At 68.9% G+C, this 26571-nt stretch carries 25 protein-coding genes; 15 read left to right on the plus strand and 10 right to left on the minus strand.

The genetic code is table 11. The annotated features are described in order from the left end of the window. Window positions 1-4: 4 nt before the first annotated feature. Window positions 5-1000, minus strand: coding sequence for a magnesium/cobalt transporter CorA (corA, locus tag IE231_RS06645; RefSeq protein WP_229866542.1), 996 nt, complete (start codon window positions 998-1000; stop codon window positions 5-7). A 162-nt stretch (window positions 1001-1162) separates the two neighbouring features. Here corA and IE231_RS18465 point away from each other — a divergent pair, with 162 nt between their 5' ends. Together IE231_RS18465 and IE231_RS06655 are read left to right on the plus strand one after the other, a co-directional pair. Further along, complete coding sequence (locus IE231_RS18465) at window positions 1163-1795, plus strand: ArsR/SmtB family transcription factor (RefSeq protein ID WP_189693154.1); 633 nt, start codon at window positions 1163-1165, stop codon at window positions 1793-1795. Further along, on the plus strand, window positions 1792-1992 hold the full coding sequence (locus IE231_RS06655; RefSeq protein WP_189693155.1) for a hypothetical protein: 201 nt from the start codon (window positions 1792-1794) through the stop codon (window positions 1990-1992). The genes IE231_RS18465 and IE231_RS06655 overlap by 4 nt, the downstream gene beginning before the upstream one ends. A 67-nt stretch (window positions 1993-2059) precedes the next feature. On the opposite strand, the gene IE231_RS06660 is transcribed toward IE231_RS06655, so the two are convergent. Both IE231_RS06660 and IE231_RS06665 read right to left on the minus strand, forming a co-directional pair. Continuing rightward, the gene (locus IE231_RS06660; protein WP_229866544.1) at window positions 2060-2578 is read right to left on the minus strand and encodes an Lrp/AsnC family transcriptional regulator; all 519 of its coding nucleotides are present in this window, start codon (window positions 2576-2578) and stop codon (window positions 2060-2062) included. A gap of 142 nt (window positions 2579-2720) precedes the next feature. Then, entirely contained in the window at window positions 2721-3977 is a 1257-nt protein-coding gene (locus IE231_RS06665) for an MFS transporter (protein WP_189693157.1), read from the minus strand. Between the two features lie 80 nt (window positions 3978-4057). On the opposite strand from IE231_RS06665, the gene IE231_RS06670 reads away from it, so the two are divergent. Continuing rightward, window positions 4058-5041 carry a LysR substrate-binding domain-containing protein gene (locus IE231_RS06670; protein ID WP_189693158.1) on the plus strand — a complete coding sequence of 328 codons (984 nt, stop codon included), beginning with the start codon at window positions 4058-4060 and terminating at the stop codon, window positions 5039-5041. Between the two features lie 71 nt (window positions 5042-5112). On the opposite strand, the gene IE231_RS06675 is transcribed toward IE231_RS06670, so the two are convergent. Continuing rightward, window positions 5113-5943 (minus strand): aldo/keto reductase, encoded by an 831-nt coding sequence (locus tag IE231_RS06675; RefSeq protein ID WP_189693159.1) that lies wholly within the window; start codon window positions 5941-5943, stop codon window positions 5113-5115. Window positions 5944-6012: 69 nt separating this feature from the next. After that, window positions 6013-7041, minus strand: coding sequence for a nitronate monooxygenase (locus IE231_RS06680; RefSeq protein ID WP_189693160.1), 1029 nt, complete (start codon window positions 7039-7041; stop codon window positions 6013-6015). A 36-nt stretch (window positions 7042-7077) separates the two neighbouring features. On the opposite strand from IE231_RS06680, the gene IE231_RS06685 reads away from it, so the two are divergent. After that, window positions 7078-7971 (plus strand): N-acetylglucosamine kinase, encoded by an 894-nt coding sequence (locus IE231_RS06685; RefSeq protein WP_229866564.1) that lies wholly within the window; start codon window positions 7078-7080, stop codon window positions 7969-7971. A gap of 12 nt (window positions 7972-7983) precedes the next feature. On the opposite strand, the gene IE231_RS06690 is transcribed toward IE231_RS06685, so the two are convergent. Beyond that, entirely contained in the window at window positions 7984-8892 is a 909-nt protein-coding gene (locus tag IE231_RS06690; protein WP_189693161.1) for a cation diffusion facilitator family transporter, read from the minus strand. Between the two features lie 134 nt (window positions 8893-9026). Here IE231_RS06690 and IE231_RS06695 point away from each other — a divergent pair, with 134 nt between their 5' ends. The 6 genes from IE231_RS06695 (at window position 9027) to IE231_RS06720 (ending at window position 14689) form a co-directional block, all read left to right on the plus strand. Then, a complete protein-coding gene (locus tag IE231_RS06695) occupies window positions 9027-10154 on the plus strand; it encodes an ABC transporter ATP-binding protein (RefSeq protein ID WP_304944922.1) in 1128 nt (375 codons plus the stop codon). Further along, window positions 10154-10822, plus strand: coding sequence for an ABC transporter permease (locus tag IE231_RS06700; RefSeq protein ID WP_189693162.1), 669 nt, complete (start codon window positions 10154-10156; stop codon window positions 10820-10822). Before IE231_RS06695 ends, IE231_RS06700 begins: the two co-directional genes overlap by 1 nt. Then, a complete protein-coding gene (locus IE231_RS06705) occupies window positions 10819-11526 on the plus strand; it encodes an ABC transporter permease (protein WP_189693163.1) in 708 nt (235 codons plus the stop codon). The genes IE231_RS06700 and IE231_RS06705 overlap by 4 nt, the downstream gene beginning before the upstream one ends. Beyond that, entirely contained in the window at window positions 11523-12482 is a 960-nt protein-coding gene (locus IE231_RS06710) for an ABC transporter substrate-binding protein (RefSeq protein WP_189693164.1), read from the plus strand. The genes IE231_RS06705 and IE231_RS06710 overlap by 4 nt, the downstream gene beginning before the upstream one ends. 84 nt (window positions 12483-12566) lie before the next feature. Continuing rightward, window positions 12567-13787: a pyridoxal phosphate-dependent aminotransferase gene (locus IE231_RS06715; protein WP_189693165.1), complete on the plus strand. Its 1221-nt coding sequence runs from the start codon at window positions 12567-12569 to the stop codon at window positions 13785-13787. 38 nt (window positions 13788-13825) lie between these two features. Further along, complete coding sequence (locus tag IE231_RS06720; protein WP_189693166.1) at window positions 13826-14689, plus strand: PPK2 family polyphosphate kinase; 864 nt, start codon at window positions 13826-13828, stop codon at window positions 14687-14689. Window positions 14690-14696: 7 nt separating this feature from the next. On the opposite strand, the gene IE231_RS06725 is transcribed toward IE231_RS06720, so the two are convergent. Beyond that, window positions 14697-14939, minus strand: coding sequence for an exodeoxyribonuclease VII small subunit (locus tag IE231_RS06725; RefSeq protein WP_189693167.1), 243 nt, complete (start codon window positions 14937-14939; stop codon window positions 14697-14699). After that, entirely contained in the window at window positions 14932-16242 is a 1311-nt protein-coding gene (gene xseA, locus IE231_RS06730; RefSeq protein WP_189693168.1) for an exodeoxyribonuclease VII large subunit, read from the minus strand. Before xseA ends, IE231_RS06725 begins: the two co-directional genes overlap by 8 nt. Before the next feature lie 122 nt (window positions 16243-16364). Here xseA and IE231_RS06735 point away from each other — a divergent pair, with 122 nt between their 5' ends. Then, window positions 16365-17195 (plus strand): hypothetical protein, encoded by an 831-nt coding sequence (locus IE231_RS06735; RefSeq protein ID WP_189693169.1) that lies wholly within the window; start codon window positions 16365-16367, stop codon window positions 17193-17195. Window positions 17196-17220: 25 nt separating this feature from the next. Beyond that, entirely contained in the window at window positions 17221-18306 is a 1086-nt protein-coding gene (locus IE231_RS06740) for a 4-hydroxy-3-methylbut-2-enyl diphosphate reductase (RefSeq protein ID WP_189693170.1), read from the plus strand. 60 nt (window positions 18307-18366) lie between these two features. Here IE231_RS06740 and IE231_RS06745 read toward each other — a convergent pair whose 3' ends face one another. Beyond that, on the minus strand, window positions 18367-19686 hold the full coding sequence (locus IE231_RS06745) for a DNA recombination protein RmuC (protein ID WP_189693171.1): 1320 nt from the start codon (window positions 19684-19686) through the stop codon (window positions 18367-18369). A 63-nt stretch (window positions 19687-19749) separates the two neighbouring features. Here IE231_RS06745 and ychF point away from each other — a divergent pair, with 63 nt between their 5' ends. Further along, the gene (ychF, locus tag IE231_RS06750; RefSeq protein ID WP_189693172.1) at window positions 19750-20835 is read left to right on the plus strand and encodes a redox-regulated ATPase YchF; all 1086 of its coding nucleotides are present in this window, start codon (window positions 19750-19752) and stop codon (window positions 20833-20835) included. A 53-nt stretch (window positions 20836-20888) separates the two neighbouring features. On the opposite strand, the gene IE231_RS06755 is transcribed toward ychF, so the two are convergent. Then, a complete protein-coding gene (locus IE231_RS06755; RefSeq protein WP_229866545.1) occupies window positions 20889-21710 on the minus strand; it encodes a class I SAM-dependent methyltransferase in 822 nt (273 codons plus the stop codon). A gap of 248 nt (window positions 21711-21958) precedes the next feature. On the opposite strand from IE231_RS06755, the gene IE231_RS06760 reads away from it, so the two are divergent. Both IE231_RS06760 and IE231_RS06765 read left to right on the plus strand, forming a co-directional pair. Then, window positions 21959-24370: a phosphoketolase family protein gene (locus tag IE231_RS06760; RefSeq protein WP_189693173.1), complete on the plus strand. Its 2412-nt coding sequence runs from the start codon at window positions 21959-21961 to the stop codon at window positions 24368-24370. 283 nt (window positions 24371-24653) lie between these two features. Further along, window positions 24654-26438, plus strand: a complete 1785-nt coding sequence (locus IE231_RS06765) for an ABC transporter family substrate-binding protein (protein WP_189693174.1) — start codon at window positions 24654-24656, stop codon at window positions 26436-26438. The last annotated feature ends 133 nt before the right edge of the window (window positions 26439-26571 follow it).

Consider the following 26571-nt stretch of genomic DNA (forward strand, 5'->3'; position numbering starts at 1 on the left):
GCCGTTACAGCCACTGCTTCCGCTTGAAGATGAGCCACAGGATGAACCCCGCCACCACCATGAGGCCGAGGGCATACGGGTAGCCGTAGGCCCATTCAAGCTCCGGCATCCCGCGGAAGTTCATCCCGTAGATGCCCGCGACGAGGCTTGGGGCGAAGAAGATGGCCGCCCAAGAGGAGATCCGCTTGACCTGCTCATTCTGGGCGAGGCTCGTCTCGTTCTGCCGGTTCGAGGTGAGCGTGCCGTCAAGGACGAGCGCGTTCTGGAGGATGTCCCGGAAGGAATCGGCGCGGGAGACGATGTGCTCGATGTGGTCGTGGACGTCGCGGAGCCGGCGCTGGAGCTCGATGTCGTTCTCGCGCTCGCCGAATCCTGCCTCGAGCGTTTCGATCAGCCGCGTGAGCGGGTGGACGGCCCGTTGGAATTGCAGGACCTCGCGGGTGAGCTCGTAGATGCGGCGCGAGACGGCCTGGTCATTGGCGAAGAGCTGGTCCTCGATCTCGTCGATGTCGTTCTCCAGGCCCGCGACGACGGGCTTGTAGTCATCCACTACGCGATCCAGCAGGGCGTACAGCACGGCGTCCGGTCCGAGACCGAGCAGGTCGCTGTCCGCCTCGAGCCGCTTCCGTACGAGCCCGACGCCGGCCGTCTCGGCATGCCGGATGGTGACGACGAAGTTGGGGCCGGTGAAGATGTGCAGCTCGCCGAATTCGACTGTCTCGGTCTCGTCCACATAGCGTGCCGGGCGCAGGACCGTGAACAGCGTCTCGTCGTACCGTTCCATCTTGGGCCGCTGGTGCGCGTTGATGGCGTCCTCGACTGCGAGGTCGTGGAGCTTGAACTCCTGCGCGACCTCGGCCATCTCCTCGGGTGTGGGGCGGTAGAGGCCGATCCACGCCATGCTCCCGCCGACCGCCTCGAGCGTCTCGAAGGTCTGCTCCAGGGTTTCGGGGTGGGCAGCGCGCCGGCCGCCGACGTACACGGCGTTGTCGATGATCACCGCCCCATTATGGTCGGTGAGCCATGACATCGGAGGCGGCGCTGCCGCGCGGCGGTCGGCAAAGGAGAGTCTGCAAAGACAATCACTGCAAAGACCACGCTGCAGAAAAACCGTTGCAAAGAGATGGTTGCAAAGAAGTCTTTGTCGTCGTATCGTTGCAGCATGGATGAGGAAGCCCGGAGTGCAACAGAGCCGAAGCGGACCGTCGACGTCGCCTCGCTGAAGGCCCTCGCCCATCCGCTGCGGATCGAGATCCTCGATACGATTTCGAGGCTCGGTCCCCAGACCTCGGGCACGCTCGCTGAGATCCTCGGCGAATCCACGGGCTCGACCAGCTACCACCTGCGCCAGCTTGCCCGTCACGACTTCCTGCGAGAGGTCGAGGGACGCGGTTCAGGGCGCGAACGGTGGTGGGACCGGCCCAAGGGGAGCCTGCAGGTGGTGACCCGCGAGCTCGCCGACGATCCAGCAACCGCTGAGGCCGCGCATCTCGTGAGCCGGGAGTTCGAGCACCGCCGAGCTGCTGCCCTCGCCGACTTCATGGAGCACGGCTGGCTCAGCGAGCCCGCCGAGTGGTCCGACGCGGCGATGGCGAGCACCAGTCACGCCCGCCTCACGGCGTCGGAACTCGCCATGGTCTCCGCGAAGCTGGAAGACTTCGCGAGCTCCCTCATCGCCCAGTTCAAGGGGCGCCCCACCCCGGAGGGCGCCCGCCCCGTCCAGATCCACATCAATGCCTTCCCCCTGGCCCCCCAGCGCCAGGAGGGCCCCCGGCGCCATCAGGAGAAGCCATGAGCACCACCGTCGTCGCCCGCCACCAGGCTCCGAGCCTCCTCGATCTGCTCGCGTACCGCGTGGGCCAGGCGCTCCTCGAGTGGGCCGAGCGGCCGAAAGCGCCGGGAATCGACGTCGAGCGCCTCGCGGAGGCCGAGGGCCGGCGCGCCGATGCCCGGTTCGCAGAACCCCTCGGCCTGCACCACTGGATCCGCTGAGCCGACCCGGCTTCCACCTGGCTGCCGCTCCCGGCGCGCCGCCTCGGGCCGACAGCGGCTTTTCCGCTCAGGCGGGCAGCGGCCCCGGTCCCGGGATCCGCTCGAATACGAGCGTCGTCTCGGTGTGGCCCACCACGGGATCGGTGGCGAGGTTGTCCAGCACCCAGTCGCGCAGCTCTTCGGTGCTTCCCACCGCGATGTGCAGCAGGTAGTCCACGGCGCCCGAGGTGTGGAACGTCGCCAGCACTCCGGGCAGCTGCGGCACGCGGGCAGTGAACGCGTCGATCTGGTCGCGGTCGTGCGCCCTCAGCCGCACGGAGATGAGCGCCTGGACGCTTCGGCCCACCGCGGCGAGGTCCACCTTCGCCTCGAACCCTGTGATGATGCCGCGGTCCGAGAGGGCCCTCGTGCGCATGAGCGCCGTGGAGGGCGCAATGCCCACGAGCTCCGCCAGCTGCTTGTTCGTGATGCGCGCGTCCTCGACGAGGGCAGCGAGGATCCTCCGGTCGACGTCGTCCAGGGGCTCACCGCCCGGGGGATGGTGGCCCGCGGCGTGCTGCGGTCGGCCAGCGGTCGGCGTGGTCACGGGTTCTCCTCGGTCAGGGGGCGTGCCCATGATATGCGAGCGGCCTCACGCGCGCTCCTTGCGCCGCCAGAGCGCTTGCATGTGACGCACGACGCCGGCGCTGTCGCCGCGCGCCGGACGCTCGGCTCTGCTGCGGCAGCGCTCAGCTGCGGCGGGCGCGGGCTTCGGCTCCGTGTGCGAGCCAGGAGGCGGCCGCCGTCGTGAGCGCGATCGCTGCCACGCCGAGCACGAGCGCGTTCCAGCCCCACCAGGAGAGGACGAGGCCTCCGGCCCACCCGAGGAGGCTGGACCCTCCGTAGTACCCGAGGTTGTACAGCGACGCCGCCTGCGCCCGGCCTGACGCCGCGAGCGCGCCCGTCCAGCCGGAGGCGATGCCGTGGGCCGCGAAGAAGCCCGCCGTGAACACGACGAGGGCCACGAGGACCGCCGCGAGCGAGTCCGAGACGAGCCCGACCGCGCCGGCCGCCATCGCGATCGTGCCCGCGACCATCACGGCGCGCCGCCCATACCGGACGCTGAGGCGGGCTGCGAAGCCCGAGCTGAAGGTACCCGAGAGGTAGGCAAGGAACAGGAGGCTCGCGAGGCTTGCAGGCAGCCGGAACGGTGCGGCCTCGAGCCGGAAGCCGAGGTAGTTGTAGACCGCCACGAAGGAGCCCATGAGGAGGAAGGCCTGTCCGTACAGGGCCAGGAGGCGGAAGCTGCGCAGCTGTGCCCCGAGCTTGTGGACCGCCGCGGCCGCCGCGGCACGGACGCCACCCTCGGGGCGGGGAGCCGGAGAGAACCCGCGGGCCTGCGGCGCGAGCACAATGAACGCGACAGCCGCGGCAGCTCCCAGGACCGAGACGGCCATCACGGCGGGCCGCCACCCCAGGAGGTCCGCGAGCGGACCGGCCGCGAGACGTCCCGCGAGGCCGCCCACGGTGGTACCAGCGATGTACGTCCCCGCTGCAAGGGCCGCGTGCGTGCGGCTGACCTCTTCGCTGAGGTAGGCGATCGCAATGGCGGGCACGGAGCCGAGGGCCGCGCCCTCGAGGAAGCGCAGCACGAGCAGGAGCTCGAACGTCGGGGCGAGAGGACCGAGGAGGCCGAGGACGGTCGCCGCGATGATCCCGGCACGCATCGCGCCGATACGTCCGATCCGGTCCGCCACGAACGACCACGGGAGCACCGCGACCGCGAGGCCGATGGTGGCCAGGGAGACGGTCAGCGCCGCGCGGGCCGGGTCGATGCCGAGCTCTGAGGCGATCCCGGGGAGGAGCGCCTGGGGAGAGTACAGCTGGGCGAACGTCGCGACGCCGGCGAAGGCGAGGGCCGCGATGAGCCTCCGATAGCCCCGGCTGCCCTTGGCGTGGCCCTCCCAGCGGGTCTGAGCGTGGACTGCGTCGGGAGCTGCACTCATGCCTCCACCGTAGGAAGCGGGGAATGTATACGTCCAATACACTGATCGAGAGGACGTATAACCCCGACGCATAGGTTGCCATGACATCCATACCGCCCCCTGCGCCGCTCCACGGGGAGCTCGCCCGCCTCCTGCCGCTCCTGCCGGTGCTCGACGCCGTGGGGCAGACCCGCCACGTGACCGCCGCCGCGGAGCTCCTCGGCGTGCCGCAGCCCACGGTGAGCCGCGCGCTCGCCCGCGCGGCCGCCGTCGTCGGCGCCGAACTGGTGCGCAAGGAGGGCCGCGGCATCCGGCTCACGGCCGCCGCCGAGCAGCTCCTTCCCTCCATCCGGACCGCCCTGGGGGAGCTGCAGCGGGGCATCGACGCGCTGCACGAGCGCCAGCACGAGGCGCACGGCGTGGTCCGGCTGAGCTTCCAGATGACCTTCGGGGAGTCGGCCGTCCCGGTCTTCGTCAGCGGGTTCCGTTCCCACCATCCCGATGTGCGGTTCGAGCTCGTGCAGGGCTCGCGGCAGCACTGCCTCGACACGCTGGCCGAGGGGCGTGTGGACCTCGCGATCGTGTCGCCCCGGCCGCGCAGCACCCGGGAGCTCGACAGCGCCACCCTCCACGTCCAGCGGGTCCGCCTTGCCGTCCCCGCTGACCACCGGCTGGCCGGCCGCCCGTCCGTCCGGCTGCGCGAGGTGGCAGGTGAGCCGTTCGTCGCCCTCGAGCGCGGCTTCGGGATGCGCAGCATCCTCGACCGCCTCGGCCGCGACGCAGGCTTCACTCCGGACATCGCCTTCTCGGGCCAGGACTCGCGCACCCTGCTCGGGCTCGTGTCCGCCGGCCTCGGCGTGGCGCTCGTGCCGCCGTCCAGCGCGGGGCATGGTGCCGTGTACGGGTCGACGCGCCACGCACGCAGCCTGGGCTGGGCCGAGCTCGCGCTCGAGGACCCGGGGGCATACCGCGAGATCGGGCTGGTGTGGCCGCGGATCGTGGGGGAGCCACCGCAGGTGCGCATGTTCCGGGAGCATGTCCTCGCCCTCGACGCAGACACCCTCGCCGACGCTTTCGGCCGCTAGCACTCAGCCGCTGGCGCCAGGGGCGCCGACGGTGACGCGCCCGCTGAGCACGGTGCCCTGCCGTTGGCGGGTCAGTGGCCGAAGCGCTCCGGGTCCGCCGCCTCCGGGCCCTGCCCGTCGAGGGCATCCAGAGCCTCAAGCTCGGCCTGGGTCAGGTCGAAGCCGAAGACGTCCAGGTTCTCGGCGAGCCTGTCACGGTGGGAGGACTTCGGGATGGCCACGAGGCCCTGCTGTGTGTGCCACCTCAGGACGGCCTGTGCCGGCGTCACGCCGTGGGCCTCAGCCGCGGCCACGACGGCGGGCGCGGCCAGGAGTTCCGTCCCCCGCCCGATAGGGGTGTAGGCCTCTGTCACTGTGCCCTGGGCGGAGTTGAACTCCCGCATGTCCCGCTTGGTCCAATACGGGCTGATCTGGAGCTGGTCCACGTCCGGTGCCACGCCGGTGGCCTCGACCACCCGCCTCACATGGGCCGGGAAGAAGTTGGACATGCCGATCGACCGGACCTTCCCCTCATCGCGCAGTGCGATGAGGCCTTCCCAGGCCTCGACGTAGGTGCCCTGGGCGGGATTCGGCCAGTGGATGAGGTACAGGTCGAGGTAGTCGACGCCGATCCTCCGCACGGCGTTCTCCCATGCCGTGCGGACGCCGTGCACGCTGTGCCATTTGCGGTTGAACTTGCTGGTGATGAACACCTTTTCCCGCGGCAGGCCGGACCGGCGGATCCCCTCGCCGACGCCGGCCTCGTTGCCGTAGTTCTCCGCCGTGTCAACGTGCCTGTAGCCGAGCTCGAGGGCCGCCAGGACAGTGTCCGCAGCCTGGGCGTCGTCGAGCGGCCAGGTCCCGAGGCCGATCTGCGGAATGGAGTGTCCGGATGCGAGCGTGATCGTCGGTGCCGATGCCATGGGCCCAGCCTAAGACCCTGCCTGCCCGGGAGGTGACCCCGGGCCGTAGGGGGGTGACCCCGGGCCGAGTCAGCGGGCGAACCGGTGCACGACGGCGGCGGCCGGCTCGTCGCGTGCCTCGCGCCAGGCCGTGCCCGCCCACAGGCTCGTGCGCTCGGGGCTGCCCGCGCGCACAGAGGCCGCACGCAGGGGCGCCGTCAGATGGTGCACCACCGGATAGGCCGACGGCGCGTCGGCGAACCGGAGCATGAACCCGTTCTCCAGGCCGCGGGCCCACTTGCCGGAGAAGGCCCGGGTGGGGGCTGTCCGCTCGAATGCGGTGGAGGCCAGCGCTGCGCGGTGGACGGGGTTGGTCCCCGCCTCGGGCGTGCGCAGGAAGGCGGTCCCGAGCTGGAGAGCCGCAGCGCCCGCGTCCCGGGCGGCAGCGGCGGCGTCGGGCGTTCCGATCCCGCCCGCCGCGATGAGGGGGAGCGGGACAGCGGCGCGGACTGCCGCCACGAGCTCCGGAAGGGTTCCCTGGAAGGGCGGCAGGCCGAGGAACGCTCCCGAGTGGCCGCCGGCGTCGGGGTGCTGCACCACGAGAGCGTCCGCGCCGAGCTCCGCAGCGACGGCCGCCTCCTCGGGCCCTGTGACCGTCTGGAGGACGAAGGAGCCGGCCTTCTTCAACGCCTCGACAGCGTCCCAGCGGGGCGTCCCGAACGTGAAGGAGACCACGGCGGGTGCATGCGTGAGGAGGAGATCGAGCTTCGCCGGGTATGCGTCGTCGTCCGCCCACCGCGGCTCCGGCATGTCCGCTCCCACGGCCTTGGCCTCGGGGCGCAGCCGCTCGCGGTACGCGAGGACCGCGTCGCGATCGATCTCCTGGGTCGCCGGCACGAAGAGGTTGACGCCGAAGGGGCGCCCGCCGCCTCGGGATTCCATGATGCGGAGCTCGTCTTCAAGGACTTGAGGGGTCTTGAGCCCGCCCCCGAGGAAGCCGAGGCCCCCTGCGCCGCCCACGGCGAGTGCTAGCTCGGGCCGGCTCGGGCCGCCAGCCATCGGCGCGGCCAGCACACCGTTTCCGAACAGGTCCGCGGGCAGGTCTCGGGGAGCATCCATGGAGCTCACCCTAGTCACTAGGCTGGGGCGGTGAGCATGAACACCATGATCGGCCTCGACATCGGGGGCACCAAGACGCGGGGCATCAAGGTCGTGGACGGAGAGGTCGTCGCTGACGTCGAGGTGGGCAGCGCGAACGTGCAGAACGTGGCCCGCGAGACGGCCGCCGCGAACCTCGCCGAGCTGTTCGGCCGGCTGGACGCCGCCGGCGTCACACGCGTCTTCGCCGGAGCCGGCGGTATCGACACCGAGGCGGACGCCCAGGCGCTCGCCGACCTGATCCGCCCCCACGCGCCGAGGGCCCGGGTGAACGTGGTCCACGACTCGCGCCTGCTGCTGGCTGCGGGCGGGGCACGCACGGGAGTCGCGGTGATCGCCGGGACGGGCTCGGCGGCCTGGGGCGTCAACGCCGACGGCGAGGAGGCCCGCGCGGGCGGCTGGGGCTACCTCCTCGGAGACGAGGGCAGCGGGTACTGGCTCGGGCGCGAGGCCGTCCGGTACAGCCTGCACCGGATGAACCTCGGCCTCGAACCGGACAGCCTGACCGCGGCCCTCCTTGCCGGCACGGGGCTCGCGGAGCCCGGCGCGCTCATCGCCCACTTCCACGACCCGGGAACTGGGCGGCGGTACTGGGCTCAGCAGTCCCGGATCGTCACGGAGGCGGCCGACGCCGGGCATGTCGGGGCCCGCTTCATGGTGGACCAAGCAGCGCACGACCTCGCGCGCATGGCGGCCCAGGTGGCACGCCAGCTCGACCTCGAGGGCCCCGTGATCCTGGGCAGCGGCCTCGGGATGCACGTACGGCGCATCCAGGACGGCTTCCGTGCGGGGCTTGCGGAGCAGGGCATCGCCGATGTGCAGATCCTGGACAGAGACCCGATCTTCGGCACGATCGAGCTTGCCGAGGCGTCAGGCCCTGAGCCGGCATGAGCAGGGGGTCCTTCAGAACTCGAGTGCGGCCTCATCGCTGACCGAGAGTGAGAGGACCGCAGCCTCGATGCCCTCGTGCGCCTCGAGCTCACGTTCGAGGCGGCGCAGCTGGATGGCCACGGTCTCCTCGTTGTCGTTGCCGGCGAGGTCGACCTCGGCGACGAGGAACAGCCGCCCGGGGCCGACGTACTCGAGATGGAGGTACGTCACCCGTTCGATCTCGGGGTGCGCGAGCAGGTGGCGACCAGCCTCGGCGCGCAGCTCGGGCGTGGAGGCGGCTCCCACCAGGAAATGCCGGTTCCGATCGATGAGGACGAGCGCCACGACGCCGAGGAGAACGCCGATCGCGATCGACCCGACGGCGTCCCACATGGCGTTGCCCGTGAGCTGGTGGGCGAGGATGCCGCCGCCGGCGAGCAGGATGCCGACGAGCGCGGCCGAATCCTCCGCGACCACGGCCCGCAGGGTCGAGTCGGAGCTGAGCAGCACGAGGCGCAGCGGCGACACGCGCGCCCTGCGCGCACGGCGCCGGACTTGGACCACGGCCTGAGTGAAGGAGGTGCCCTCGAGGATGAATGCCACTGCCAGCACGAGATACGCGACGGCAGGCGATTCGACGGGCTGCGGCGCTGAGAGCTCCTGCACGCCGTGCATGACGGAGACGACGGCGCCGGCCGTGAAGATGCCGACCGCCGCGAAGAGGGACCAGACGAACGCCTCACGTCCGAAACCCAGGGGGTGGCGCGCGTCCTTCGGCTTGACCGAGCGCCGCTCGGCGATGATCAGGAAGATCTCGTTCCCGGCGTCCGCCCAGGAGTGGGCTGCCTCGGCGACCATCGACGCGGAACCCGTGATGGCGGCGGCAACCGACTTCGCGACGGCCACGAGCACGTTGGCGCAGAAGGCGATGATGACAGTCACGGCAACCCCCTTCGTCGTGCCACACTACGCCGGTCTCGCGTATGCCCCGCCGCCCAATGGGCTCGCTGGTAGGCTCACAGCAGCACGCCGAGACTGACCGACAGACCGACTGATCCGCTACTCGTGAGGTGTACGTGTCCGATCCCATGATCGAGTTCCGCGAGGTGAGCAAGGTGTACGGCGGCATGACCGCCGTGGACCGTCTGAGCCTGAGCGTGCCGCGGGGCCGGATCACCGTCTTCGTCGGGCCGTCCGGGTGCGGCAAGACGACCTCCCTGCGGATGGTCAACAGGATGGTCGAGCCCACCTCCGGGACGATCACGGTGGACGGGCGCGACGCGACTTCCCAGCCGGCGCCGCTCCTGCGCCGGTCCATGGGGTATGTCATGCAGGCCGCTGGCCTCATGCCGCATCGCACCGTCCTGGACAACATCGCCACTGTCCCGCGCCTCAATGGCGTCTCCCGCGCCTCGGCCCGCGCCCGCGCCCGCGAGCTGCTCGACGTCGTCGGCCTCTCCGCCGACCTCGGCGGCAGGTACCCCGCCCAGCTCTCTGGCGGCCAGCAGCAGCGGGTCGGCGTGGCGCGCGCGCTCGCAGCGGACCCGCCTGTGCTGCTCATGGACGAGCCGTTCAGCGCGGTGGACCCCGTGGTCCGCCACGAGCTGCAGCGCGAGCTGCTCCGGCTCCAGCGGGACCTGGGCAAGACGATCATCTTCGTCACCCACGACATCGACGAGGCGGTGCTGCTGGGAGACACGATCGCCGTGTTCGCCGTGGGCGGCCGGCTCGCCCAGGTGGCCAGCCCTGAGGAGCTCCTGCGGGCTCCTGCCGACGACTTCGTCTCGGGGTTCGTCGGCCGGGACCGCGGATTCCGGCACCTCGGGTTCTACGATGACGCCGGGCTCATTCCCAGCCCCGTCGAGACGCTGGCTGTGGCGGACCTCCCTGCTGCCCGCGTGGGGGACTGGGCCGTGGTCGTGGACGAGGCGGGGCGCCCCATCGGGTGGGCCGGCGCAGCCTTCGCCGGCACCCTCGTGAGCGGGGGATCACTGCACCGGGCGGGCAGCACGCTGCGCTCCGCCCTCGATGCCGCGCTGTCCTCGCCGTCCGGCCGCGGCGTCGTGGTGGACGACGGCGGGCGCCTCCTTGGCACGGTCGGAACCGGCGAGGTCATCGCCGAGGCGGACCGGCGCCGCGCGCAGGCGCAGCGCGAGCGGAGCTCGGTCAGCACCGCCGGCACCATGGCCAGCGAGGAGGGCTGATGGAGTGGGCCCTGGCCAACTCGGGTCGCATTCTGGCGCTCGCGGGCCAGCACCTCGTGCTGGCAGTCCTTCCGCTCGTGCTCGGCCTCGTGATCAGCCTCCCGCTCGCCCAGGCAGTCCGAGGCCGGCAGGGGTTGCGCGCAGCGCTGCTCACCGTCAGCTCGGTCCTCTACACCGTCCCCTCGCTCGCGCTGTTCATCATCCTCCCGGTGGTCCTCGGCACTCGCATCCTCGATCCGGTCAACGTCGTCGTGGCGCTCACGGTCTACGCCGTGGCGCTGCTCGTGCGGTCGGCCCTGGACGCGCTTGATTCGGTGGACGGGGAGCTGAGCCTCGCCGCCACGGCGATGGGCCATACTCCCGCGACACGCTACTTCCTCGTGGACCTGCCGCTCTCGCTGCCCGTGCTCATCGCCGGGCTCCGTGCCGTGTCCGTCAGCAACATCTCCCTTGTCTCCGTCGCGGCCCTGGTCGGGATGCCGAATCTCGGGATCCTGTTCACCGAGGGCCTCCAGCGCGGCTTCATCACCGAGATCCTCGTGGGGCTGGTGGGGATCCTGGTGCTCGCTCTCCTCATGGACCTCGCCCTCGTGCTGGCCGGCCGTGCGCTCGCTCCGTGGGCTCGGCACGTCGACGGTGCCGGGCGGCGGAAGGCGGCACGCGCGTGAGCCTGTTCGAGCAGACCTGGGTGTGGCTCACCGATCCGACGAATTGGAGCGGTTACTCCAGCATCCCCGCCAGGCTCGGGGAGCACGCCTTCTACACCCTCCTCACCGTGGCCATCGCCGCAGTGATCGCGCTGCCCATCGGCGCGTACGTCGGGCACACCGGCCGCGGGCGCGTCGTCGTGGTAGGCCTCGCCGGCGCGCTGCGCGCGGTACCGACCCTCGGACTCCTCGTGCTGTTCGTCCTGCTCGCAGGCATCGGGCTCATGCCGCCCATCTGGGCCCTCGTGATCCTGAGCGTTCCTCCGCTGCTCGCCGGCACCTACTCCGGCATCGCCGCCGTCGACCCCGTGGTGGTGGACGCGGCCCGCGCGCAGGGCATGCGCGAGTACCAGGTGCTGCTCGGTGTCGAGCTCCCCAATGCGCTCCCCGTCATCTTCGGGGGCCTCCGGGCCGCGGTGCTGCAGGTCATCGCCACTGCGACGGTCGTCGCGTATACGAATCTCGGCGGTCTGGGCCGTTACATCTTCGACGGCCTCGCCCTCTCCGACTACCCGCAGATGCTCGGCGGCTCGGTCCTCGTGGCCCTGCTCGCCGTCGTCACGGACCTTGTCCTCGGTGCGCTCCTGCGCGCTCTGGGCCCACGCTCGTCCTCCGCCGCGGAGCCGGATGCTCCCGCGGTGGCCGTACAGGAAGGAATGCCATGATCCACAAGATCCCCGTCACCCGCCGCAGGGCGATCGCCGTCGCTGCAGCGGGGCTCGGCCTCAGCCTGGCCCTGAGTGGGTGCGGAGGCTCGTCGAACCCCCTGAGCACTGGCAGCGCCGCCTCAGGAGGCTCGGGCGGCGCGGGCAAGGAGCTCGTCATCGGCTCGGCTGACTTCACCGAGAGCCAGATCATCGCCGAGCTCTATGCAGGCGCGCTCAACGGTGCCGGGGTCAAGGCCACCACGAAGCCGAACATCGGTGCGCGCGAGGTCTACTACAAGGCGCTCCAGGACGGGTCGATCGACGTTGTCCCCGACTACACCGGAAACCTGCTGCTCTACGTGGACTCCAAGGCCACCCAGGTCTCGGCATCGGACATCGCCGCAGCCCTGCCGGACAAGCTGCCGAAGGGGCTGGGGATCCTCGATCCTGCCAAGGCGGAGGACAAGGACGCGATGGTCGTCACGAAGGCCACCGCCGCCAAGTACAGCCTCAAGAGCCTCGACGACATGGGGAAGGTCTGCAATGAGCTCGTCATCGGTGCGCCGGCGACCTTCGAGAAGCGGGCCTACGGCCTGCCGGGGCTCAAGGACAAGTACAACTGCGTGCCGAAGCAGTTCTCGGCGATGAGCGACGGCGGCGGCCCAGTCACGCTGAAGGCGCTCCTGGACAACACCATCCAGGTGGCGGACATCTTCACGACGACCCCCTCCATCGCGGACAACGGCCTTGTGGTGCTGGACGATCCCAAGAACAACTTCATCGCACAGCAGGTGGTGCCGCTCGTCCGCACCGATACTGTCTCGGACAAGGCAAAGTCCGCCCTCAACGCCGTCTCGAAGCAGCTCACCACGGACGACCTGGTGAACCTCAACCGGGCCGTGACCGGGAGCCAGAAGCAGTCGCCGGCGGATGCGGCAAAGGCGTGGCTCAAGGAGAAGGGCATCGCCTCCTGACGCGGCCCCCGCTGGGCGGGGGTGTGCCACAGGGTGTGAGCGGCATCGCACAGATGCCCTCGCACCCTGTGGCATTCTTGTGCAATGGCCCAGTTCACGCAGTCCTCCAAGCTCCACAACGTCCTGTACGACATCAGGGGCCCGATCCTGGAGGCTGCGCAGCAGATGGAGGCCGAGGGCCACCGGATCCTGAAGCTGAACATCGGCAACCCGGCGCCGTTCGGGTTCGAGGCGCCGGACGCGATCCTCGTGGACATGATCCGCCACCTTCCCCATGCCCAGGGGTACAGCGATTCGCGGGGCATCTTCTCCGCCCGCACCGCGGTCTCGCAGTACTACCAGACCCGCGGGATCCAGAACATCCACGTCGACGACATCTACCTCGGCAACGGCGTCTCCGAGCTCATCACCATGTCCCTCATGGCGCTCCTCGAGCAGGGTGACGAGGTCCTCGTCCCGATGCCGGACTACCCCCTCTGGACGGCGTCAGTCTCCCTCGCCGGCGGCCGCGCGGTCCACTACCTGTGTGACGAGGAACTCGACTGGGAGCCCGACCTCGAGGACCTCGAGTCGAAGATCACCCCCCGCACCAAGGGAATCGTGGTGATCAACCCCAACAACCCAACCGGCGCGGTCTACTCCGACTCGACCCTGCGCCGCATCGTGGAGCTGGCCGAGAAGCACGGGCTCATCATCTTCGCCGATGAAATCTACGAGAAGATCCTCTACGAGGACGCCACTCACACCAACCTGGCCGCCTTCACCGGCGAGGACGTCCTCTGCCTGACCTTCTCCGGTCTGTCCAAGGCGTACCGCGTGTGCGGGTACCGCGCCGGCTGGATGGCGATCTCCGGGCCGAAGAAGGACGCCGCGGACTACCTCGAGGGGATCAACCTCCTCGCCAACATGCGGCTGTGCGCGAACGTCCCCGCGCAGCACGCGATCCAGACGGCGCTCGGCGGATACCAGAGCATCAAGGACCTCATCCTCCCGGGCGGCCGGCTCCTCGAGCAGCGCAACAAGGCCTACGAGATGCTCAACGCCATTCCAGGCGTCTCCACCAAGCAGGCCAAGGGCGCCCTCTACCTCTTCCCGCGGCTGGACCCGGAGGTATACGGGATCCGCGACGACGAGAAGTTCGTCCTCGACCTGCTCCGGGACCAGAAGATCCTCCTGTCCCACGGCAGGGCGTTCAACTGGCACGCCCCCGACCACTTCCGGATGGTGACGCTTCCGGCCGTGGCGGACATCGAGGAGGCCCTCGGCCGTATGGCAGACTTCCTCAGCAGGTACAAGGGGAACTGACCGGGCTCCGTCCCGGCCGTGCACAGCGAAGGGGCAGCATGGGCAAGCGCAAGGCCGGGCACGGATTCAGCGAGGTGCCCGAGGATCTCCTCGTGGTGGGCCCGGGCTTCAGGCTTGCCGATATCGACACGTCCTCCACTCCAGGCTTCTCCGGCAGCAAGTCCGACGGCGAGGCGCTCCTCACCCAGCGTGACACCCACCTCGCCGGCCTCCAGGAGCGACTCTTCGCGGAGGGCAAAGGCGGCGGCACGCGCTCGCTCCTGCTCATCCTCCAGGCCATGGATACGGCCGGGAAGGGCGGAACCATCAGCCATGTGGTCGGGGTCGTGGACGTCCAGGGCGTCCAGCTCGCGGCGTTCAAATCCCCTACCGACGAGGAGAAGCAGCACGACTTCCTGTGGCGGGTCGAGAAGCAGCTCCCCAAGCCCGGCATGCTCGGCTGCTTTGACCGCTCGCACTACGAGGACGTCCTCATCCACCGGGTGCACGGCTGGGCGGACGAGACGGAACTGGAACGCCGCTACTCGGCCATCCAGGACTTCGAGGCCCGACTGCACGCCTCGGGGACGGAGATCATCAAGGTGATGCTCCACATCAGCAAGGACGAGCAGGGGCGCCGGCTGGCAGCGCGCCTCGATGACCCGACGAAGTACTGGAAGTACAACCCCGGTGACCTCGCGGAGCGGAAGCTGTGGGACTCCTACATGGAGGCATACCAGATTGCCATCGAGCGCACGAGCACGCCGTATGCGCCGTGGTACGTGATCCCTGCCGACAGCAAATGGTACGCCCGGCTCGTGGTCCAGGAACTGCTGGTGGCGGCACTCGAGCGCATGGATCCCCAGTGGCCCGCTCCCGCGTTCGACATCGAGGAGCAGAAGGCGCTCCTCGCAGCCACGTGAGGCGCTCCTAGCCTTCGGCGGCCGGTGCCTCGCCCGGTGCCGCGTTGCCGCGAGCGGCATCCAACCGCCGTCGTGCGCCCTCGAGCCACTCCTCGCAGCGGGCGGCGAGAGCCTCGCCCCGCTCCCAGAGGGCCAGCGATTCCTCGAGGCTCACACCGCCTGCCTCGAGCCGCGAGACGACGGCCACGAGCTGCTCCCGCGCCTCCTCGTAGCTGAGCCCCTCGAACGTCTCGGGTGCCTTCTCACTCATGGGCGGATCCTTCCTTGGCGGGGGCGGCCCTCTCGCCGCGGTGCGTGATGTCGGGGAGCTGTCCGTCGCTGTGGGCGGCGATGGTGCCGCGTGCGAGCCGCACGCGCAGTGCGGTGCCAGCCGGGGCGTCTCGGGGTGAGCGGATTACCGCTGCCGCGGGCCCGTCGAGGAGCTGCACTACCGAGTAGCCGCGGTCGAGCGTCTGCTGCGGGGAGAGGGCCCGGACTTGGGCGCGCAGGTGCGCGACGGCGTCGGACGCGCGCATGACGGCGCCACTCACCGCCGCGTGCGACCTCACCCGGAGGCGCGTGAGATCCTCGTGGCGGCCCTCGACCATCGTCTGCGGCGCCGCGAGCACCGGCCGGCTGCGGATCGAGGCCAGCCGGTCAGATTCGCGCTCCACGAACAACCGGACCTGCCGGTCGATCCTGTCCCGGCACTGGCGCACGCGCAGGAGCTCCTCGGCAACATCGGGAACGATCCGCTTCGCAGCGTCGGTCGGGGTCGAGGCGCGCAGGTCGGCGACGTCGTCGAGGATGGGCCGGTCGGCCTCGTGCCCGATGGCGCTCACGACCGGCGTCTGCGCCTCGGCGACGGCCCGCACGAGCGTTTCGTTGCTGAAGGCCAGGAGGTCTTCGAGCGAGCCGCCGCCGCGCGCGATCACGATCACGTCCACCTCGTGATGTGCATCGAGTTCCCTGAGCGCCCCGAGCACCTCGGAGACGGCGTTGACGCCCTGGACCGCCACCTCGCGGATCTCGAAGGCAACGGCGGGCCACCTGAGCGCGGCGTTGCGCAGCACGTCCTTCTTGGCGTCAGAATCGCGGCCCGTGATGAGCCCGATGCGGTGGGGGAGGAGGGGGAGCCGCTTCTTGCGCTCCTCCGAGAAGAGGCCTTCTGCCCCGAGGGCCTGCCGGAGGGCCTCGATGCGGGCCAGCAGGTCTCCCAGCCCCACCGGCCGCATATCCCGTACGGCCATGTTGAGACGGCCGGTCTTGAGCCACATCTCGGGCTTCACGAGGGCCACCACGCGCGATCCCCGCTGGATCGGCTCCTTGAGCCGTGCCATCACCGTGCCCCACGCCGAGGCTGGAAGGGAGATCTCGGCGTCGACGTCACGCAGCGTCAGATAGGCCGTCGTTCCCCGACGGTTCATCTCGATGACCTGGCCCTCGATCCACACCTGCGGAGAGCGCTCGATGTGCTCCTTGAGCTTGCGGGAGAGCACGTGCAGAGGCCACGGGTTCTGCGGTGTTGTGTCCGCCGCGCGCTCGGGGAGCGTCGAGGGTGTGGTTTCTTCCATCTCAGCCACCATAGTTCAGGACTAACACACGCCTCCGACAATCGGGTCGGCGCCCGGCCAGCCTCCGGCGGGGGTGGATGCACCGCCGCTAGGATGATCGGGTTGCCGACCCCGGGAAGTCCATGCGTACCGTCCTCTCCGCCCTGTCCATGCTGCTCGCCGTCGTCCTCACCGCCGCTGCCGTGCCCTCACTGTGGATCGAGCGCAACATCCTGGACGAGGGCGGGTTCGTCCGTCTCCTCGAGCCGCTGCGCTCCGACAACGGGTTCCAGACAGCCCTCGGAACGTCACTGGCCACCACCGTGGTCTCCTCCTCCAATGTGCCCGAGCCGCTCCGGCAGTCGACCACGCAGGCGGTCCAAGGGCTCGTGAGCGGGCTCACGTCTGACCCGGCTTTCCCCGATGCGTGGAACGAGACACTCCGCGAAAGCCATCGTCTCAACTTCTCCCAGGGCGCCTCGGCCTCCGGCTTCACGCTCCAGCTCCGGCCGCTTGCCCAGGTGCTGGTGCATCGGCTGGGGGCCACCTTGGGCCTGCCCCTCGGCGACGCGCCGAGCATTGAAGTCCCCGTCGGCACGTCACAGCAGCGGTCCTGGCTCACGGTCATCCAGGACGCGGGCAACCTGGCGCTGCCACTGTCTGCCGGTGCGGTCCTGGCCTTCGTCCTCGGGCTCCTCTTCGCACGACGGCGTGGGGTTGCCCTCGGGTGGGCCGGCCTCGGTCTCCTGCTCGTTGCCGCTGCCCTGAGCGCCACCGCGTTCCTCGGCTCGATGCTCGCTGCAGGCCAGGGCGGCAGCGGCAGCGTGGCGTCGGTCTTTGCGAGCCGAGTGGGCCCGCTCTTCGCCGATTCGTTCATGCCCTGGGCCGGTGGTGTGGCCATTGCCGGGGCGGTCTGCCTCATCGTGGCCACCGTGCTCGGAGTGCGGCGGAGGCGCTCCGTGGCGCGCGGGTAGCATACGCGCCGGTAGCATGGATGGCATGAGTTCCACCCCCGTCCTCCTATCCATGCCCATGGTTCCGCGGCAGCGCCGCAGTCCCGAGGAGGTGGCCGCGGCGGCTCCCGTCACGGCCGAGAAGAAGGTTCTGCTGGCCGCGCCGCGCGGCTACTGCGCGGGCGTGGACCGTGCTGTCATTGCCGTGGAGAAGGCGCTTGAGCATTACGGCGCTCCCGTGTATGTGCGCAAGCAGATCGTCCACAACCGCCATGTCGTGGAGACCCTCGAGCAGCGGGGTGCGGTCTTCGTCGAAGAGACCGACGAGGTGCCCGAGGGCGCGCTCGTGGTGTTCTCTGCGCACGGGGTGAGCCCAGCGGTCGTGCGCTCAGCTGAGGAGCGCGGGCTCCGCACGATCGACGCGACGTGCCCGCTCGTGACCAAGGTGCACCGTGAGGCCGTCCGCTTCGCTCGGGACGACTACGAGATCCTCCTCATCGGCCACGAGGGACACGAGGAGGTTGAGGGCACGTATGGCGAGGCGCCCGAGAACACCCAGGTCGTGAACTCGCCCGAGGAAGCGGACACGATCCAGGTCAAGGATCCCGACAAGCTCATCTGGCTCTCGCAGACCACACTGTCCGTCGACGAGACCATGGATACTGTCCGCCGGCTGCGCGAGCGGTTCCCGAACCTGCAGGACCCGCCGAGCGACGACATCTGCTACGCGACCTCCAACCGGCAGGCGGCGATCAAGAAGATCGCGCCGCAGGCCGATCTCGTCATCGTGGTCGGGTCCGCCAACTCATCCAACTCTGTGCGGCTCATGGAGGTCGCCCTCGAGTACGGGGCCAAGGCGGCCCACCGGGTCGACTTCGCCAATGAGGTGGACGAGTCATGGTTCGAGGGTGTGGCAACCATCGGTGTGACCTCCGGTGCGTCAGTGCCCGAGATCCTCGTGCAGGATGTACTCCGCTTGGCGGCCGAGTACGGCTACGGCACGGTCGAGGAGATCGTCACGGCCGAGGAGGACATCCTGTTCTCCCTGCCGAAGGAGCTCCGCGCCACCCTGAAGGAGCACGGCGACAGCAGCCGTGGCCTCGGCGGCCGCGGCCAGCGCCCCCAGGCCTGACGCCGGCCCGTGGGCCCCAAGGGTGACCCGTGGGCTTCAAGCTGACTTGCACCGCCGAGGTCAGGCGGAGTGCCGCTGCGGTCCGCCAGAGGGCTTGTCCGCGGCCGCGGGTGCGGCCGCACCTTCCGCGGAGGCTCCGCCGAGGGTTCCCGGAAGTGGCGATATGCCGTTGTCCCGCCACATCTGCTCGTCGAGGAGCTCACTGGCGGAGAGGACTCTGGGTGTCGTCTCGACCGGCGGCAGGTCGGGAAGCGTCTCGGGGGCTCCTAGGTCGAGCGCGCTGATGCGGCGGGCAGTGGGCAGCACCCGTGACTCGAGGGCGCCGATGAACGCGTTGTACCGTTCCACTGATCCCTTGAGGGAGGATCCGAGCCGTGCCACGTGGCCGCCCATGGTGCTGAGCCGCCCATAGAGCTGGGTTGCGAGATCGAACAGCTCCCGAGCGTTCTCCGTGAGCAGCTCCTGCCGCCATCCGAACGCCACGCCCTTGAGCAGGGCCATGAGGGTGGCGGGGGAGGCGAGTGCCACGTTCTTGGCGAAGGCATAGTCGAGCAGGCCTGCGTCGGCGCGGAGGGCCTCTGCCAAGAACGACTCTGCAGGCAGGAAGCAGACCACGAGCTCGGGACTGGACCCGACCGCTTCCCAGTACTTCTTCGATCCGAGGGCATCGATGTGTGCCTTGACCGCCTTGGCGTGCTCCGCCAGATGGTGGTCCCGCCGCGCGAGGCCAGCAGGGCTGAGGTCCTGGGCGTGCTCCTGCGCCTGGAGATACGCGCCGAGCGGGACCTTGGAGTCCACGACGATCTGCTTGCCGCCAGGCAGCATGACGACGAGGTCCGGCCGCACGGCGCCGCCGTCCCCGGACGTGGCAACCTGCTCGGCGAAGTCGACGCGGTCCAGCATCCCGGCGGCCTCCACCACGCGCCGCAGCTGCACCTCACCCCAGGTTCCACGGGACGCATTGTTGGCCAACGCGGCGGTGAGGGTATGCGCGGAGGCCAGCAGCGCGGCGTCGGACGCGCGAGCCTCCTGAAGCTGCTGGGCAAGCTGCCCGTACTGCTCGACGCGGTCCCGCTCGAGCAGGGCGACCGCCCGCTGCACGGCCCCGAGCTTCTCTGCCACCGGCGCAAGCGCGTGCAGCACTGTGTTCTCCTGCTCGTCCATGGAGGTCAGTGCCGCGTTCTGCCGTGCGAGCAGGTCGCGCTCGGCGGAGGCGGCCGCGAGCGAGGCCTCTGCAGACGCGAGCCGAGCCTGCAGCGCGGGGAGGCTCGCGCCGTCGTGCGCTGCACGGCGACGCGCCGCGGCGGCGCCACCCAACCACCCCGCGACGAAGGAGAGTAGCGCCACGAGAACTGCCACGAGGATCTGCGTTCCGTCCATGCGCCCACGCTCCCACAGGCCTCCGACATTTCTCGCCAAGGGGCGCCGGTATGATGGATGACCGTGGCTCTCACTATCGGAATCGTCGGTCTCCCCAACGTCGGCAAGTCGACGCTCTTCAACGCGCTGACCCGCAACCAGGTCCTCGCGGCGAACTACCCGTTCGCAACCATCGAGCCGAATGTGGGCGTTGTGAGCCTCCCCGACCCCCGCCTCGACAAGCTCGCCGAGATCTTCGGCTCGCAGCGGATCCTCCCCGCCACCGTCTCCTTCGTGGACATCGCCGGCATCGTCAAGGGAGCCTCCGAGGGCGAGGGCCTCGGCAACCAGTTCCTCGCCAACATCCGTGAGGCCCAGGCGATCGCCCAGGTGATCCGCGTCTTCGACGACCCGGACGTGGTGCACGTCGACGGCAAGGTCGACCCCCGCTCCGACATGGAGACCATCAATACCGAGCTGATCCTCGCCGACCTCCAGACCATCGAGAAGGCCCTTCCGCGCGTCGAGAAGGAAGTCAAGATCAAGAAGCGCGACGCCGCCGAGCTCGCCGCCATCGAGTCAGCCAAGAAGGTCCTCGAACGCGGCGACACCATCTTCTCGTCCATCGCCTCGGACAAGCTGGATATGGAGCACCTCAAGGAGCTCAACCTCCTCACCGCGAAACCGTTCATCTACGTCTTTAACGCGGACGAGGGCATCCTCGGCAGCCCCGAGAAGCAGGAGGAGCTGCGCGCGCTCGTGGCCCCCGCAGACGCGATCTTCCTCGACGCGAAGCTCGAGGCGGACCTCGTGGAGCTCTCGCCGGAGGAGGCCCGGGAAATGCTTGAGATGAACGGGCAGGACGAGTCCGGCCTCGACCAGCTCGCGCGGGTCGGCTTCCACACCCTCGGCCTTCAGACCTACCTCACGGCGGGCCCCAAGGAGTCCCGCGCCTGGACCATCCGGCAGGGGGACACCGCGCCGCAGGCGGCTGGCGTGATCCACACGGACTTCCAGCGCGGCTTCATCAAGGCTGAGGTGGTCCACTTCGAGGACCTCGTGGACGCCGGCTCCATGGCCGAGGCCAAGGCCCGCGGGAAGGTCCGCATCGAAGGCAAGGACTACGTCATGGCCGACGGCGACGTGGTGGAGTTTCGCTTCAACGTCTAGGAGCGGGACGCCGTTGACGCATCGACTGCGCGTCGCCTCGAACGGCGCACTTCTCAGGCTTCGCAGACGAAGGTGACGGTCTCGATCCGGTGGTCTCGGAGGTTCGTCACCTGATTGCGAGCCATTTCTCGGAAGTCGCCTCCCAGGAAGGCCGCGAACGTCACTGGCGGTGGGCCTGACGCTGCGAGCCGCGCGGCCATCGCCTCGAACCATGCGAGGCTCTCGGCGGAGGAGTCGATCGCATCGAGGACGGCGAATCCTGCCCCACGGAGGAACTCCGTCATCTCGGCGCGCGTGGCCAAGAAGCTCGTGCTGCTGCTGCGGGCCCAGGGAACGGGGTAGTTCACTTCGCCTCCCTCGCCTTGCAGAACGTCGTAGACGACGAATCTGCCGCGGGGCTTGAGGACGCGGTGAGCTTCACGGTACATGGCGGCCTTGTCGGCGACGTTCATGCCGACATGCACCGTCAGCGCGGCATCGAAGTGGCCGTCGGGGAACTCGAGGGCTGTCGCGTCCCCCACGAGGAACGTGGTCCTGCTGCTCAGTCCGGTCCAGACCGAGAGATCAGAGGCGGTGGCAGCGAAGGCTGGGGTCAGGTCGACTCCCGTCACATGCGCATCCGCGACTTCGGCAATGGTCCGGGCGGGGCCGCCCAAGCCGCTGCCGATATCGAGCACGCGCGACGAGGCGTCCACCTTCAATGCTTCGATGATCTCGACGGTTGCTGCCCGGCCACGTATGTGGAACTCGTCGACGGGCGGGAGGACCGCCGTCGTCATGCCCTCCCGCTCGATCCCGGCAGCGTCCAGTGCTGCCGCGATCGACGAGGTGAGGTCATCGGAGCCGGCATAGTGGTCTACCACGGGGTCGGTCACGTTGGCGATGGTACGCGTCAGGCCGCTGCAGCGCACTGGTTGCCGATGTGCGTTGTCGCCGCCGTGCGTTGTTGTGCATCACCCCGCGTGAACGGCGCTTGTGACCAACTCGGTGACGGACGCGGGAGCGTTCACGGGCCGTTCACCTGCCTCCTGACCGTCCCGCAGCCTTCCCGGCTAGGCTGGGCAGCGACCGGCCGAGGCTGCCAGGCAGGCCGCGGCGAGCCGAGGGAAGGCAGGGGCGTGCCATGTCCATCGAGACGACTACCAAGCTCATTGACGAGCAGACCGAGGACCTCCAGCGGTGGTGGCGGGCGGCGAACTACCTCTCGGTCGGCCAGATCTACCTCCGCGACAACCCGCTGCTGCGGGAACCGCTCCGGGCGGAGCACGTCAAGAAGCGCCTCCTCGGCCACTGGGGGACCACCACCGGACTGAACTTCATCTACGCGCACCTCAACCGCGCCATCATCGAGCGCGGCCAAGAGATGCTGTTCGTCACCGGGCCGGGCCACGGCGGCCCCGCGAATGTGGCGAACGCCTACCTCGAGGGCACCTACGCAGAGATCTACACCCGTTTCGGGGACGACGAGGACTCCCTCCGGGAGCTCTTCAAGCAGTTCTCCTACCCCGGCGGCATCCCGAGCCACGCCGCTCCCGAGACCCCTGGCTCGATCAGCGAGGGCGGCGAGCTCGGCTACTCGCTGGCCCACGCGTTCGGTGCGGCCTTCGACAATCCCAACCTGCTCGTCGCCTGCGTGGTCGGGGACGGCGAGGCGGAGACCGGCCCGCTCGCCACCAGCTGGCAGTCGACCGCCTTCCTCGATGCCGCACGCGACGGTGCTGTCCTGCCGATCCTGCAGCTCAACGGCTACAAGATCGCCAATCCCACGATTCTCGCCCGGCGTCCCGAGGATCAGCTCCGCGCGTACTTCGAAGGAATGGGGTGGGCGCCGCGCTTCGTGACGGTCGACGACCCCGACGAGCAGGCCCAGGCGCACCGTGATTTCGCGGCAGCACTGGACGAGTGCCTCGACGCGATCGACGCTATCCAGTCGAGGGCTCGGGAGGGAGCGGATGATCGGCCTGCCGACTCCGTCCCCGATCCGTGGCCGCTCATCGTCTTCCGCTCCCCGAAGGGCTGGACGGGTCCGAAGGTCGTCGACGGCAAGCCGGTCGAGGGCACGTGGCGCGCGCACCAGGTCCCGCTCAACGAGGTCCACGAGAACCCGGAGCACCTCGCGCAGCTCGAGGAGTGGCTGCGCTCCTACCGGCCGGAGGAGCTCTTCACGCACGACGGCGCCCGCTCGCCGGAGCTCTCCCACCTCGCCCCGCGCGGTGATCTCCGCATGAGCGCGACCCCGTACGCCAACGGCGGCCGGCTCCTTCGCGACCTCCGCCTGCCGGACCCGGCCGCGCACATGATCCCGGTGGAGGCACCCGGCGTCGTGCGCGCCGGGGCGATGAACAACCTGGGCGGGTGGCTGCGTGAGGTGATCCGCGCCAATCCCGAGAACTTCCGGCTCTTCGGACCCGATGAGACCGCGTCCAACCGGCTCATGGACGTGTACGAGGCTACGGACAAGGTGTGGCAGGAGCGGATCGAGGAGGTCGACGAGCATCTCGGCCGGGCCGGCAGGGTGATGGAGGTCCTGAGCGAGCATCTGTGCGAGGGCTGGCTCGAGGGGTACCTGCTGACGGGCCGGCACGGGGTCTTCACGTCCTACGAGGCGTTCATCCACATCGTCGACTCGATGTTCAACCAGCACGCGAAGTGGCTCAAGGTCCACCGTGAGCTGCCGTGGCGCATGCCGGTTGCATCCCTCACCTACCTGCTCTCGAGCCACGTGTGGCAGCAGGACCACAACGGGTTCTCGCATCAGGATCCCGGCTTCATCGACCACGTGGTGAACAAGAAGGCAGAGGTTGTACGGGTATACCTGCCGGTGGACGCCAACACCCTGGTCTCGACCATGGACCACTGCCTGCGCAGCCGCGACTACGTCAACGTGGTGGTTGCGGGGAAGGCGCCGGCGCTCCAGTGGTTCGGCCCGGCGGAAGCGCAGCTGCACTGCGAGCGCGGCATCGGGATCCTGGACTTCGCGGGCCGGGAAGTGCCGGGGGAGGAGCCCGACGTGGTCCTCGGGTGTGCGGGCGACGTCCCCACGGCGGAGGCCATCGAGGCTGCACAGATGCTCTGCCGCGACCTGCCGGACCTCAAGGTCCGCGTGGTCAATGCGGTTGACCTGATGCGGCTCCAGGACGAGAGGGAGCACCCGCACGGCCTGCCTGACCGCGAGTTCGACGCGCTCTTCACGAGGGACAAGCCGGTGATCTTCGCCTACCACGGTTACCCGTGGCTGATCCATCGCCTTACCTACCGGCGCACCAACCACGGCAATCTCCATGTCCGAGGCTATGTGGAGGAAGGCACTACGACGACGCCGTTCGACATGGCCATGCTGAACAGGATCGACCGCTTCCACCTCGCCATCGATGTCCTCGACCGAGTTCCCGGCCTCGCTCCGCGCCATGCTGACCTGCGGCAGAGGTACGTGGATGACCTGGCCCGTGCACGTGCCCACACCCGCGAGTTCGGCGAGGATCCTGCCGAGATCCGGGACTGGCAGCTGGAAACCCGATCCCCTGCGAGTGATTGACGAAACGCATCTAACGGCGGGCAACGCCAGAGAAGCGTGGTCCGGACCGATTGGGATAACCCAATCGCATGAGCTGAATCGAGACCTCTGCCACCAGAACCTGAAAGATATGTTGCATCTTCATAACGACGCTGATCTGAAACGGAACTTTCGTAGCCAGCTGGCCCGCGCCGGGACTAGTCTGTCGGACATGTGAGGCGTGCCACGTCGTCCGCTGGTGAGGGCGGGGCGCCTGCTCCGGGAGAAACCGGCACACGTCTACATTTGCATCAGAGGAGGCGGAATGCGTTTCGGGCGTATTTCAAAGGCGGTGAGCTTTGCCGCGGCGGCGGCGATCGCGCTCAGTGCCTGCGCGACCCAAGGCGGCGGCGGTTCGAGCTCGAACGCCGCGTCGGCCAGCGCCAAGCAGGGCGGCACCGTGACGGCGGTCGAGGTGAACGCGTTCAACACGTTCAACTCCAACACCGCTGACGGCAACACGGACATCAACTCGAAGATCAGCTACGCGACCCACATGGGCTTCTACTACGTGGACAACAAGCTGAACGTCGTCCACAACGACAAGTTCGGCAAGTACGAGAAGACCTCGGACAACCCGCTGACGGTCAAGTACACCATCAATGACGGCGTCAAGTGGTCTGACGGCACCCCCGTCACCGCGTACGACGTCGCGCTCAACTGGGCGGCCGGCTCCGGCTGGTACGACGACGAGAATCCGAAGGCCAAGACCGGAACCGCTTACTTCTCGACTGCGGGTGACACCACCGGCCTGAACAACACCGAGTTCCCGGAGGTCTCCTCCGACGGCAAGTCGATGACGCTGAAGTACACGCAGCCTTTCGCTGACTGGGAGCTTGCAATCGGCGGCAACAACGGGACCATCGACATCCCCGCTCATGTTGTTGCCAAGCACGCTGGACTGGCGGATGCCAAGGCCCTCTACGACCTCATGAAGGGCATGAAGAAGGGCGATCCGAAGAACCCGCAGCCAGCCAATGAGACGCTCAAGAAGGCAGCAGACTTCTACAACACGGGCTTCGACACGAAGACCCTTCCGGGCGACACGGGCCTCTTCCTCTCGAACGGCCCCTTCGTCGTGAAGGACATGGTGGCCGACCAGTCCATGACCCTTGTGCGGAACAAGGACTACAACTGGGGCCCGACCCCCAACGTCGACTCCATCGTCATCCGCTACATTGGCTCCGCTCCGGCGCAGATTCAGGCACTCAAGAACGGCGAGGCAGACATCATCGCCCCGCAGGCCTCGTCTGACACCATCCAGCAGCTCAAGGCGATCCCGGGTGTCACGGTCGATCAGGGCAACCAGCTCTCCTACGACCACATCGACCTGAACTACTCCGGACCCTTCGCCGACAAGGACGTCCGCACGGCGTTCATGCTCACGGTGCCGCGTCAGGACATCCTCGACAAGATCATCAAGCAGATGGACCCGAATGCGAAGCCGCTCGACTCGCAGATCTTCGTCCCGCAGCAGGCGGCGTACGCCGACTCGGTGAAGAACAACGGCTCGTCCGCCTTCGACCAGGTCAACATCGACAAGGCCAAGCAGCTCCTTGCAGGCAAGACTCCGGAAGTCCGGATCATGTACAACAAGGACAACCCGAACCGCGTCGACGCGTACACCCTCATCGCAGCAAGCGCATCGAAGGCCGGATTCAAGATCGTCGACGGCGGTCTGGGCAAGTCGGACTGGGGCAAGGCGCTCGGCAAGGGCGGCTACGATGCCACGATCTTCGGCTGGATCAACCCGGGTGTCGGAGTCTCGGGCGTCCCGCAGATCTTCAAGACCGGCAACGGCTCGAACTTCAACAAGTTCTCCGATCCCGAGGCAGACAAGCTCATGGACCAGCTGATCCAGACCACGGACACGAGCAAGCAGGTCGACCTCGAGAAGCAGATCGACCAGAAGATCTGGGCTTCCTCGTACGGTGTTCCGCTCTTCCAGTCGGTGGGCGTGGACGCCTACAGCGACAAGGTGACGGGTGTGAAGTACATGCCCAACAGCAGCGGCATCTGGTGGAACTACTGGGAGTGGGCCACGAAGTAGCCAATCCAGAGTTCTGACGCGCTGACGAAGCGCCGGGACCGAGCATCTGGGTCCCGGCGCTTCGTAGCGCCCCGGCATACCCCGCCCCATCTCCGTCGGGACCCGCGCCGACCGCGTGGGACACCCCCGGCCC

The sequence above is a fragment of the Sinomonas cellulolyticus genome, from assembly GCF_014656475.1.
Taxonomy (GTDB): domain Bacteria; phylum Actinomycetota; class Actinomycetes; order Actinomycetales; family Micrococcaceae; genus Sinomonas; species Sinomonas cellulolyticus.